The organism is Xenorhabdus hominickii (assembly GCF_002632725.1).
GTDB classification, from domain to species: domain Bacteria; phylum Pseudomonadota; class Gammaproteobacteria; order Enterobacterales; family Enterobacteriaceae; genus Xenorhabdus; species Xenorhabdus hominickii.
Window position 1 is genome coordinate 573086 of sequence record NZ_NJAI01000002.1, and the last position, 10549, is coordinate 583634.

The 10549-nt window shown below is 44.4% G+C and carries 17 protein-coding genes and 1 pseudogene; 16 read left to right on the top strand and 2 right to left on the bottom strand.

Annotated elements, in window-relative coordinates:
• From Xhom_RS09750 to Xhom_RS09765, 4 genes are all read left to right on the top strand, one after another.
• On the top strand, nt 1–130 hold a 130-nt coding region (locus Xhom_RS09750), incomplete at its 5' end, for an IS1 family transposase (protein WP_244590775.1).
• Nucleotides 131–204: 74 nt separating this feature from the next.
• Complete coding sequence (locus Xhom_RS09755) at nt 205–1104, top strand: phage tail tape measure protein (protein WP_069316300.1); 900 nt, start codon at nt 205–207, stop codon at nt 1102–1104.
• Nucleotides 1105–1331: 227 nt separating this feature from the next.
• The gene (locus Xhom_RS09760) at nt 1332–1676 is read left to right on the top strand and encodes a hypothetical protein (protein ID WP_069316299.1); all 345 of its coding nucleotides are present in this window, start codon (nt 1332–1334) and stop codon (nt 1674–1676) included.
• A 133-nt stretch (nt 1677–1809) separates the two neighbouring features.
• Complete coding sequence (locus tag Xhom_RS09765) at nt 1810–2643, top strand: OB-fold protein (protein ID WP_069316298.1); 834 nt, start codon at nt 1810–1812, stop codon at nt 2641–2643.
• Nucleotides 2644–2813: 170 nt separating this feature from the next.
• On the opposite strand, the gene Xhom_RS09770 is transcribed toward Xhom_RS09765, so the two are convergent.
• Entirely contained in the window at nt 2814–3062 is a 249-nt protein-coding gene (locus Xhom_RS09770) for an Arc family DNA-binding protein (RefSeq protein WP_069316297.1), read from the bottom strand.
• Between the two features lie 115 nt (nt 3063–3177).
• On the opposite strand from Xhom_RS09770, the gene Xhom_RS09775 reads away from it, so the two are divergent.
• The 12 genes and pseudogenes from Xhom_RS09775 (at nt 3178) to Xhom_RS45835 (ending at nt 10407) form a co-directional block, all read left to right on the top strand.
• Entirely contained in the window at nt 3178–3333 is a 156-nt protein-coding gene (locus Xhom_RS09775; protein WP_084023087.1) for an Arc family DNA-binding protein, read from the top strand.
• Between the two features lie 72 nt (nt 3334–3405).
• Nucleotides 3406–3774, top strand: a pseudogene (locus tag Xhom_RS42790) (BRO-N domain-containing protein); the annotation flags it as partial.
• 198 nt (nt 3775–3972) lie between these two features.
• Nucleotides 3973–4302 (top strand): P22AR C-terminal domain-containing protein, encoded by a 330-nt coding sequence (locus tag Xhom_RS42795; RefSeq protein WP_338063734.1) that lies wholly within the window; start codon nt 3973–3975, stop codon nt 4300–4302.
• Between the two features lie 117 nt (nt 4303–4419).
• Complete coding sequence (locus Xhom_RS09785; protein WP_038197159.1) at nt 4420–4626, top strand: hypothetical protein; 207 nt, start codon at nt 4420–4422, stop codon at nt 4624–4626.
• A 69-nt stretch (nt 4627–4695) separates the two neighbouring features.
• A complete protein-coding gene (locus Xhom_RS09790; RefSeq protein ID WP_069318445.1) occupies nt 4696–5454 on the top strand; it encodes a phage baseplate protein in 759 nt (252 codons plus the stop codon).
• Nucleotides 5454–5792: a phage baseplate plug family protein gene (locus Xhom_RS09795; protein ID WP_069316295.1), complete on the top strand. Its 339-nt coding sequence runs from the start codon at nt 5454–5456 to the stop codon at nt 5790–5792. The genes Xhom_RS09790 and Xhom_RS09795 overlap by 1 nt, the downstream gene beginning before the upstream one ends.
• A complete protein-coding gene (locus tag Xhom_RS09800; protein ID WP_069316294.1) occupies nt 5767–6615 on the top strand; it encodes a phage protein in 849 nt (282 codons plus the stop codon). The genes Xhom_RS09795 and Xhom_RS09800 overlap by 26 nt, the downstream gene beginning before the upstream one ends.
• Nucleotides 6593–7258 (top strand): Gp138 family membrane-puncturing spike protein, encoded by a 666-nt coding sequence (locus Xhom_RS09805; RefSeq protein ID WP_069316293.1) that lies wholly within the window; start codon nt 6593–6595, stop codon nt 7256–7258. Before Xhom_RS09800 ends, Xhom_RS09805 begins: the two co-directional genes overlap by 23 nt.
• Complete coding sequence (locus Xhom_RS09810; protein WP_069316292.1) at nt 7255–7614, top strand: contractile injection system sheath initiator; 360 nt, start codon at nt 7255–7257, stop codon at nt 7612–7614. The genes Xhom_RS09805 and Xhom_RS09810 overlap by 4 nt, the downstream gene beginning before the upstream one ends.
• On the top strand, nt 7598–8722 hold the full coding sequence (locus Xhom_RS09815) for a baseplate J/gp47 family protein (RefSeq protein WP_069316291.1): 1125 nt from the start codon (nt 7598–7600) through the stop codon (nt 8720–8722). Before Xhom_RS09810 ends, Xhom_RS09815 begins: the two co-directional genes overlap by 17 nt.
• Nucleotides 8715–9371 carry a DUF2612 domain-containing protein gene (locus tag Xhom_RS09820; protein WP_069316290.1) on the top strand — a complete coding sequence of 219 codons (657 nt, stop codon included), beginning with the start codon at nt 8715–8717 and terminating at the stop codon, nt 9369–9371. The genes Xhom_RS09815 and Xhom_RS09820 overlap by 8 nt, the downstream gene beginning before the upstream one ends.
• Nucleotides 9355–10407 (top strand): hypothetical protein, encoded by a 1053-nt coding sequence (locus Xhom_RS45835; RefSeq protein ID WP_069316289.1) that lies wholly within the window; start codon nt 9355–9357, stop codon nt 10405–10407. The genes Xhom_RS09820 and Xhom_RS45835 overlap by 17 nt, the downstream gene beginning before the upstream one ends.
• A 12-nt stretch (nt 10408–10419) precedes the next feature.
• Here Xhom_RS45835 and Xhom_RS09830 read toward each other — a convergent pair.
• Nucleotides 10420–10549, bottom strand: a 130-nt coding sequence (locus Xhom_RS09830; RefSeq protein ID WP_244590775.1) for an IS1 family transposase, incomplete at its 5' end; no start/stop codon positions are given.

The following is a 10549-nucleotide window of genomic DNA, read 5'->3' on the forward strand; positions in this document are numbered from 1 at the left end:
AGAGAGAACGAATTTAACTCAGCGTACTCGAGTAAAAAGACTGAATAGAAAAACTATCAGTTATTCAAAATCCGAAGAAATGCACGATAAGGTGATAGGAACTTTTATTGAGCGTGAGTACTATTTTTGATATTCAATCTAACTATTTAATACATGACCAAAGTACTGGGCTTTATATTATCGCCCATTTCCCAAGTGATAAAGATGGTGTTCTCAGCGGGTAAAGCCTTTATTTGGCTGGGTCGCGCATTATTGATGAACCCTATCGGATTGGTGATCGCATTAATTGCGGGGCTGGCTTATGTCCTGTATGACCTGTACCAATGGATAACCACAGGCGAATCGGCATTCGGCGGCTTCTGGAAACTGGTTGCCAAAACGTGGCAGGAAATTAAACGGATATTCAGGGACGGGTTCAAATACATCCTGAAACTGTTCGGCATGAATGAACAGGATGCTAATCGGTTCGTTGATAAGATAGGCGAAGGATTCAGCTTTATCTGGTACTGGATTACCTACCCATTCGTAGCGGCATTCAAGTTCGTCAAAGGGCTATACGAAATCTTCTCCGATGACTCGACCACATGGACTGAGAAGCTGGGCAAAGTGTTTGACCTTATTTGGGACTTGTTGACCACCCCATTCAAGGAAGCATTCAAATTTGTACTGGGTCTATTCGGACTGAACGAAAAGGACGTGAGCAAGTTTGTTGATGATATCGGTAAGCGGTTTGCTGAGGTGAAAGAACTGATTAAGAAGCCGTTTAAGGAAGCGCTTGATTGGGTGATGAATTATTACAACAAAGTTGTTGCTAAGATTAATGCAGTAAGGGACTTTTTTAAGTTCAATTCTGATGCTGAGATTGCTCAATTAGAGCAAATTGCCGCCACCGTTAATGCTGGCGATGGCTCCATGATCGGTCAATCTACTGCTTACTCAATAGCTAACAGTAGTAATCAGACAACAATTAGGCAAGGGGATATAAAAGTTGAACAACATATCACTGCGCCTTCACCAGAGAAGGCAGGTCAATATGCGGCTGATGGTATCGGAAGAGAGCTTAAACGCACGAATTATGCGTTAGTAAGTACCTTATCCCGTTAGTGATTAATTGTGTGTGTTTTGACAAGAATAAAATAAGGAAATATTATTCTTATTGGTATCAGAACCGCGACCACAAATAAATCGCTTAAATAAAGCGAATGCAAGTAAAACTTAAATTTAACAATGTCGAGATGGTGGTGAATATAATACCCTCACGGGGAATTAACCCAGCCTTTCATGTGGTAGGCTTTTGAACATCTTGGCGCCTTAATTAGGGATGTTTAAGAATGAAAGCATTAGCTATTATTGCTCTTATATTTTCTGCTCTGTCTGTTTTTATTCCTGTTGGTGGTGTATTCATCGCTATGTTCTGTAGTGTTCTTGCTCTTATCACATTTTATAAGAGTCCAACATTATCCGGCGTGACATTTGGTATTAACGTCATTGCTACAGCCTTTTTATCGCCAAGTATTATGGCTACCGCTGCCACAATGCACAGTAATGGCGAAGATGGTGTAGGGCTTTATTGGTTCTATGTTGGCTTCCATGTTGTTTTTTTTGTATTGGCAGTTCTTATCTCAATAATTTTAAAGAAAAGAGCAAGCAAAAAACAAACTGCAACAGCGGGTTAATTGCAAGCCAAGCCCCTTATGGGGCTTTATAATCGCACCATAACTGGATGAAAAAACACTAACAAAACTTGAGATTAGATGCTTAAATATACAATTAAAGTAGTTAGCTAACTTAATGTATGCGGATATCTAAATGAAAAAAGTATTGAAATGGGTTGGGATAGTACTTGTCGTCATATTCGGCATTGGGATTCTTGTTGGTAAGGATGAAAGTAAACCAGTGGAAGATACTTCTGTTTCTTCTGCACCTTCCAGCTCTTCTAATAGTAATAGCAAGAAAACAATTTCTTTGACAGCAAAAGAGGCTGAATTCATCAACTTTGTTATTGAAGATGATGCTGATGTGGCTTTCAGTGGTGGAGATGCTTTGATTAAGCCTGATGTTATTTTTGTAACAGCCAAAGAATTACAGAAAAATTATGCTGCAAATGAAGCAAGAGGCGACAAGACATACAAAGATAAGGATATGGTTATTACTGGTGTTGTGTCATCTATTGACTCAAGCATTGGTGATATTCCTGTTGTTACATTAAAAACAAATGACATGTTTAATACCGTCCATGTTAGATTCAAGAAACAGTATAGGGATATTGCTATTGATCTAGACAAAAATAAAAAAATTACTTTCTTCTGTAAGGGAGATGGTGTGATCATTGGTTCCCCTACAGTGAGTAGCTGTATGCCTGTTGATGTAGCCAAAAAAGACTTCACTAATAAGCAAAAACAATATGTAAATAATTCCCTCGAAGGCGATAAAAGCATACCTGATGAAATAAAGGGAATTATACTTTTGACAAAAATAGTTGGAGAGGAAACCAATGATTTTGCGAAATGTGAAAAATTTGGTAAGAAATGCTTAGAATCTACCGTGCAAAAAATGAAAGCATCGGGAAAGGATCCAAAAAGCTATCTAGAATCATCACCGGCTGCACAAGAACTTAAAGAAGTATTAGGTGAGAAAAAGTAAAACAGCCCCTTACGGGGCTTTTTTGTTGGTAGATGCTACGTCACTGTATGACACCGGAGGCTCTTATGATAAGTGAATATGTTTTACCGACCATCGCTCTGATTGCATCATTAGCCTGTGTCGGATTTAACATTTATATCTATATCAAATCAAAAAAAACTGGTTACTAATCAGTTCGTTTTATCTTCATACATCCGTTTTACTGTTTCCATAAACAATTCTTTGAACTTATCGGATTCTAACTGAGCAAGTTCATCTATGTTTCTGGGATGTAATTCCTCGTCTACAGCAGATTGTAGGATCATGACCATCTCCGAGTTGAGAGAGCGCCCGTTTCTCTTGGCTCTTTCGGTCAACGCCTCCTTTAACTCGTCAGGCATTCTTATGCTGTATGGACTTATATCTCTAACTTTTTTCATTGAACTCAGCCATTAATCACATTGATATCAAATTGTATTCACTTTCTTCTTGACAGGATATATTCATAGTTATATCTTTGTGATATCAAAAAGAATCACAAAAGAAGAGAGAGCCATGAAAGAGGATAAAGCAGCATACACATTAAGGATGCCGATAGATTTAAAAAATCTGCTCCAAAAAATAGCTAAGCAAGAAGGACGTTCATTCAATTCAGAGATTGTCCAGCGAGTAATAAAGACTTTGAAAGATGATGGATTTTCTATCAATTAAAAATAGTGAAGCCTCACCTGCTGAGAACAAGTAAGGCTTCTAATGTCAGTTAATCGATGAGGATCAAGCGACATGACAAGTATAGCAATTAGCAAAACGAATAACACCAATCAGTTAACTTTCCGTAGCACTGTGTTTAATCCAGTGTCTCATGCCAATAAAATTTGGCTCACTGCGGTTGAGTTAGCAAAAGCTCTGGAATACAAAAAATCAGATGCTGTTACTCAGATTTATGAGCGCAATTCTGACGAGTTTACCTCAGCCATGACCGAGACCCTCAATTTGAGTGTCTCGAATAAATCAAAGGGTTACAGTAAAAACTTACAGAAAACGGTGCGAGTTTTCTCCCTCAGAGGCGCTCACTTAGTCGCTATGTTTTCTAAGACAGATGTTGCTAAAGAGTTCCGAAAATGGGTTCTGGATATTCTTGATCGAGAAGTTGAGAAAGGTATCTCAGGAACCACTAAAACCACAGTCCAACAACGGAACCCATTAAAGAACGCTGTTAATCTTCTGGTGAGCAAGAAAGGCATTATGTATCCAGAAGCCTATTCACTGGTTCACCAACGGTTCAACGTAGAGCATATAGACGAATTGACAGCCGATCAGTTACCACAGGCCATCGAATATGTTCACAAAATGGCGCTAGAGGGTGAATACTTGGGGAAAGAGGAACTATCTGTTTCAGAAGTTAAACAGATATCCGACGACGATTTGCAAATCCTATGCTGGCTATGGAAATACTCAATTGATATGGCTCACTATATGATTGATGTAGAACCATTACTCAGCATTGCAGGGCATAGGCTTGCTGGTGCATATGCTGAACACCCGCGCAGAGCCATTAGAAAATCCAACGAAGCACGTCGCATTCTTGAGAAGGCAACGGAACATATTCAAATTAAGACTGTTCAGATGGATAACTGGCGGATACTACATAGTCTGAGAATTCCTAGCTGTCCACTTTAACCCCAAGCCACGGATGGCTTTAAATGAAATTTATGACAGGCGATTAATTAATCAAATAGTAAAAAGAAAATACCCGCTGTAGTGTGTGCTAGACAAAATAAAGAGGAGGATCAATCCATGAATCAATATATTGTTACCTATAGCGGCCTTGGTAGTGACAACTCAGTTCTGGTTAACTCGCAGATTGCTTTAGATTTTGATTGGAGTACGGGTGGGGTTAGTGATTTTTTAATTGCGGTGGAGAATGAGGCGCTCACTCAAGCCACGGGATTTAATAGCTCTGTAGCAAGAATCTCTATTGTTAGAATATATACTCTGCAATAAATAACATATTAAATAACCCCCATGAATTCAAGGCTGCGCATGGCGTGGCTTTTTTTATTGGATCTGACTATGGACTTACTAAGCGGCTTTAACACCATGCGAGCTTCGGTGATAACTCGCTCTATTGGTGAGTTTCAATTTGACTGTGTGGTTATCGAGAATCACAGTTCAAATCTACGCATTACTGAAAACCCTATCGAGTCTGGAGCAGCAATTGCTGACCATGCCGTTCTGGAGCCGAAAGAGATTACGATTGCGGGGATTATGGTTGGTTATCAGCCCCCACAGCATTTCAGGCGGCTGATTGGGGGGGATATTTCGGTAATGGATAAATACCCGATCCCCATCGAAATCAAAGCCATGCTACGGCAATCCGAGTCTCTGGTGAATCGCTATTTATCGACGGGTGGAGCCCTATTGGAACAGGCCGGATATAACCGACCCGTAGCGCCGTGGTTGCCTGACTATCAGGGACGTGCCAATGACAGCTCTCAGACGCTGGACAGAGTCGGCAAGGCATATAATGACCTGCTTAATTTGCAGAAGAAAGGCGAGCCAATGGCGGTTCTGACGGGGTTTAAACAGTACAACAATATGATGATCGTTAGTGTCAGCGTTACCCAGATGAATGATAATTCCGCTGAATTCAATCTGACATTGCGTGAAATATTTATTGTTGAAACGCAGACGGCTAAGGGACTGCATCCCAACATTAAAAAGTCGGCCCCTAAAAAGAAGAGCATGGGGAAGACGCAGCCTAAATCAGTCAAGAATGACGATAATAAATCATTTATTAAATGGTTAAAAAATACCCTCTCAGGTGGCTAATGATATACGAAATACCCGTATCAACCGAAGAAATCCAAGAGCAGAGTTTTAGCCTGTTCGATATGAACTTGAGATTTACACTCTATTTCAACCCCATTTCTAACGGCTGGCAGTTTGATTTACTGGATACCAACACCGATGAATTCATTGCTCAACTGTACGGACTGACGGTCAACAGCCCGGCATTGTTCACTAAAAACCTCCCGTTCATCATATTAATGAGTGATGGCTCTAGATTGGGGATCAATTCAGTTCAGCGGGGTGAATTAGGGCGGCGGCTGAAAATATATTTTGTCGATAAGGAAACATGGCATGAGGCAATTCGGACGACAGATTAAATTAAACATCGGCAATACTAGAGAGTCGATAGAAATCACCAACCTCAGAATCGCATTTGATATCGCCAAAACCATTACCAGCGAACCCAATCCGGCCACAATTCAAATCTACAACCTCAACCAATCCCACAGGAACCTGATCACCAGCAGAACGTATAACCGACTCAGTCTGGCCGTTGGTTATGAAGAGCTGCGGGTGATTTATATGGGCGACATCATTGAGGCGATAACACTACGTGACGGGCTGGACTTCGTTATCCAGTTGACGTGCGGTGATGGCTACGAGGCATACACAGGCGCACTGGTGAATAAGACATTGGCTGCGGGGGCGACTGACACCAGTATTCTGTCTGAGGCCACCAAATCGATGAAGGTTGGCGGTGGTGTGGTGGATTTACCGAAAGACCGGGCATTACCGCGTGGCAAGGTTCTGACCGGGAACGCTCGCGACATTATGCACAAAATAGCCAGAAATAATGGTGCTGACTGGTCAGTGCAGGACGGTAATATGACCGTGTTACCTAAAAACAAGGTCTTGGCTGATAACGAGGGATTTGTACTGTCTCAGGAAACCGGAATGATCGGTAGCCCGGAGAAAACCGATGACGGGCTATCAGTAAGCTGCTTGCTCAATCCGGTCATGCGGATAGGCGGACTGGTGCGGGTTCAGTCAATCATGCCTGAATATAACGGTGATTACAAAATCACGGAACTGGAGCATTCAGGGGATTTTATGAGTGACAACTGGACAACCAAAATAACCTGTATTGGTGGGAAATATCAGAAGGTGGAGAAGAAAAGTGAAAAATCCGACGCTACTTGATGTCCTGAACAGTAAAGCAGAAAACGAGCGGTTAGACATTCACACCGCCTTGCCCGCCAGAGTTGTTTCGTTCAATGGTCACACCGCCACAATCGAATTAATGATCACCCAGCCATTGAGTGATGGCTCGGTCATTGAATTGCCGCCGCTGGTGGATGTGCCAGTCCAGTTTCCACGCGCGGGGGGATTCTGTTTCACGGTTCCTGTCTCGGCGGGTGATGAGGGGTTAGCGATATTCTCCGAACGCTGCATTGATGGCTGGTATGCAACCGGAAACAAATCTGTACCACTGGATGCGCGATTGCATGACTATTCTGATGCGTTATTTATTCCCGGCATTTGTAGCCAGCCTAAAAAAATCCCCGACTTCTTCAATGGCGGCGCTTCCATGCAAACTGATGACGGTTCAACGTTCATTCGCCTGACACGCGGGAAAATCGCCATTCAGGGGGATATTGAGCATCTGGGTAACAGCCAGCAGACCGGCAATCATCAACAGGCCGGAAACTGGAACCAGACCAGCGGTAACAGCGAATCAAACGGTACCATCACAGCCGCTCGGGTTATTGGTGGTGGCGTGGATGTTGAAAATCATACTCACCCTGACTCACACGGCGGCAACATAGGGAGGCCCAACAAATGAGAGTACGGCGACTAGACGACAATCACGACTGGACATTTGGCTGTGGTCGCAGTGATTACGCAACCCAATCAGAGGCAATAGCGCAGTCTGTGAAAACGCGACTCCTGTCTCTGTTCAATGACTGGTTCCTCGACCCCGATCATGGTGTGAGATGGTTCGATTACCTGCGCAAAAATCCTAATCTGATGGCGATGGAGTCAGAACTAAAAACGACCGTCCTGAATACGGCTGGCGTGACAGAAATTACCCGCTTCGATATCCAGCTCAATGAGCACCGGAAATCAGTTGTGATTGTTGAATACATCGACAGTTACGGCAAAAAAAACGAGGTCAATACAGATGCTCCAGATTACTGATACCGGAATTGTTGTTGAGCAACTTTCTGTTATTCACCAACGACTGGAGGCCGGATTCCGGCGTATCTATGGCGAAGATATCAATCTCGATGCTGACTCACCAGACGGTCAGATAGTGGGCCTGTTCTCGCAGGAACTCGCCAATATCAATCAGGTCATTGCAGTGATTGTACAGATGCTCGATCCCTACAATGCCACGGGCGCATGGCTGGAACAACGGGCCATGTATGCGGGGCTGGTTCGCCGGGGTGCAAAATTCAGCTATCTGGATGAGGTGATAATCACAGGGAATGCGGGGGTGACAGTGCCAGCCGGAACAGTGCTGACAGATGATAATCGCGTCAAATGGGTAACACTGATTGACGCAACGCTCAATAACAACGGCTCCGCTCAGGTCAAATTGCGCAGTCAGGAACTCGGCTCATTTACATTGCAGCCCAACAAGGAGCTGAAAATGGAAACGGTGATCGTTGGCGTTGAGAAGGTGATAACCACAAAAGAAGCCAAGGCTGGAAGTGAGGAAGAAACGGACGGTAACTTCTTGCTACGGTTTATGCGCTCCCATTCCATCAACAATCATGATGACAGGCAGGGTATCGAGGCCGCGCTACTGGATTTGCCTGATGTTAAGCAGGCACGAGTGTATGAGAATGACACCAACCAGACTGATATTAGAGGTGTTCCGCCTCATTCCATGAATGCAGTGGTCATGGGTGGCCGAAATGAAGATATTGCGCTCGCCATTCTGAAGAAGAAAGCGGGCGGCTGCGGATTGATGGGGGCCATCTCTTATTGGTGTGAATATTCAGGCGCAGAACGAACAGTGAAGTTTGACCGTGCTGAAATGGTGGATATCAGGGTAAAAATCATCATTGATCGTATCAACGGTTTTCAGGATATCGACACAGACGGCATTAAATCCTCACTGGCTGCGACTGAATTTGCTATTGGCGAATCTGTATATGCCATGCGGTTAACCTGTCGCGTTAACACAATCTCAGGATTCTACATCAAATCAATCACCGTCAACGGGGTTGATTCAGCCCCAATTGGCGTTCGTCAGTGTGCTCAAATCAAACCGGAAAGTGTGGAGGTGCTGATTGAGTAAACGAGAGGATTTTTTAATCTGGCAATACAGAGGAAAACCCAAGGCCCGGCAAACCGTCGGGCTTTTGCTTTCTGAGACCAAAACAATATTTGAGACAGTATTGCAGCTTCCCGAAATACTCGATATCGATAAATCCGTTGGCTATGGGCTGGATTTAATCGGCCGACATGTTGGTATTGGACGGACACTGAAATCATATGTTCCAAAAGATTACTTTGGCTGGCTGGGAATAGAGGGTGCATTAGGGTTCAACGACGGCCTGTTCTATCGATACGGCGACTCCCTGCAAAAATCCGTCAAACTGGATGACGCCGACTTTCGCTTTTTTATCAGAGCGAAAATCATCAAAAATTTTCAGCGTCCGACTATCGAGGGGATCACGCATTCACTACAGCACCTGCTAGGTGAGTATTCATTTGTCATTGATAACTATGACATGACCATGAATGTCATCGTTCCTGCTGATTATCTGACGCCATTTCGATTACACGCCATTCTGAAACTCGACATCCTGAGCAGACCTGTTGGCGTGAAATACCAATTCGTTGTTGTTAACAGTGACCGTCCGTTTGGCTGGGCCAGTGATTCTCATGCCTTTGGATTTGGTGACGGAAAATTTACGAGGATTATCAATGTCAATCATCAATAAACCTGACTATAAAATATTTGCCAATGATGCAAAAGCAGGTGAGCTGGAAACATTTCCCGATCTCCTGCGCGGATGGGGAATGACCATAGACCGCACAGCCGGAAAGCCGCCGATGGAGTGGTTTAACGCATTAGGAAAACGTACTGATGAATGGATGATGTATTTGTCTCAGCGTGGATTACCTGAATGGGACGTAGCTGTCGATTATCCACAGTACGCCGTTGTGCAACATGAGGGAAAATTCTACACCGCTAAAAAACAAACGCGCGGGCAGCGCCCCGATCAGTCACAAAATGAGTGGATGTTGCTGGCTGATGCTATCGGTATCGCGAAATCCGTTACTGACGCTCTGAATGCCGTCACCGACAACGCCAACTCCCGACTGGCAAAGGGCCAGAACGGGGCGGATATACTGGATAAACCGGCGTTTGTGAACAACCTGGGCTTACAGGAAACCGTCAGAAATGCGGAGCGTCTCATTGGCCTGCCTACCGGTGAGACCCGGTTACTCAGCGGCAATAGCAGTACCTATTTGTACGTGACAGATAATAACCGTACAGGGTCATACAATACGCAAGGCGGCCATGTCTGGTCATTTGATGACACCGGGACTCTGGAGACCGGATTGATACCGATCCAGTGTGGCGGGACAGGCGCAAGAACCGCCAATGAAGCGCTGGCGACACTGGGGGCGGTGCCCGGCAACCGGACTATCAATGGCCAATCCCTGACCGCTGACATTCAGTTAACGGCGGCAGATGTCCGGGCGTATCCGGCTGACGGTCGCCTGATAAATTTACCCTCCGGGGAAACCCGGCTCGCGAGCGGAAATGGCAGCACCTACCTCTACGTCACCGACGATCACCATGCAGGGTCATACAATACCCGTGGCGGGCATGTCTGGGCCTTTGACGGTGCCGGAAAGATGACCACCGGATTAATACCGGTTCAGTGCGGCGGCACAGGCGCAAGAACGGCTGAGGAAGGGTTAGCCGCGTTGGGGGGGCTGCCCAGTAATCGGTCATGTATTAAATAGTTAGATTGAATATCAAAAATAGTACTCACGCTCAATAAAAGTTCCTATCACCTTATCGTGCATTTCTTCGGATTTTGAATAACTGATAGTTTTTCTATTCAGTCTTTTTACTCGAGTACGCTGAGTTAAATTCGTTCTCTCT

Coding starts and splice junctions, on each gene's coding strand:
- Xhom_RS09755 (WP_069316300.1), top strand. CDS start 205: ATGGTGTTCTCAGCGGGTAAAGCCTTTATTTGGCTGGGTCGCGCATTA.
- Xhom_RS09810 (WP_069316292.1), top strand. CDS start 7,255: ATGAGAGTACGGCGACTAGACGACAATCACGACTGGACATTTGGCTGT.
- Xhom_RS09785 (WP_038197159.1), top strand. CDS start 4,420: ATGAATCAATATATTGTTACCTATAGCGGCCTTGGTAGTGACAACTCA.
- Xhom_RS09795 (WP_069316295.1), top strand. CDS start 5,454: ATGATATACGAAATACCCGTATCAACCGAAGAAATCCAAGAGCAGAGT.
- Xhom_RS45835 (WP_069316289.1), top strand. CDS start 9,355: ATGTCAATCATCAATAAACCTGACTATAAAATATTTGCCAATGATGCA.
- Xhom_RS09790 (WP_069318445.1), top strand. CDS start 4,696: ATGGACTTACTAAGCGGCTTTAACACCATGCGAGCTTCGGTGATAACT.
- Xhom_RS42795 (WP_338063734.1), top strand. CDS start 3,973: ATGGCGCTAGAGGGTGAATACTTGGGGAAAGAGGAACTATCTGTTTCA.
- Xhom_RS09765 (WP_069316298.1), top strand. CDS start 1,810: ATGAAAAAAGTATTGAAATGGGTTGGGATAGTACTTGTCGTCATATTC.
- Xhom_RS09770 (WP_069316297.1), bottom strand. CDS start 3,062: ATGAAAAAAGTTAGAGATATAAGTCCATACAGCATAAGAATGCCTGAC.
- Xhom_RS09800 (WP_069316294.1), top strand. CDS start 5,767: ATGAGGCAATTCGGACGACAGATTAAATTAAACATCGGCAATACTAGA.
- Xhom_RS09775 (WP_084023087.1), top strand. CDS start 3,178: ATGAAAGAGGATAAAGCAGCATACACATTAAGGATGCCGATAGATTTA.
- Xhom_RS09815 (WP_069316291.1), top strand. CDS start 7,598: ATGCTCCAGATTACTGATACCGGAATTGTTGTTGAGCAACTTTCTGTT.
- Xhom_RS09760 (WP_069316299.1), top strand. CDS start 1,332: ATGAAAGCATTAGCTATTATTGCTCTTATATTTTCTGCTCTGTCTGTT.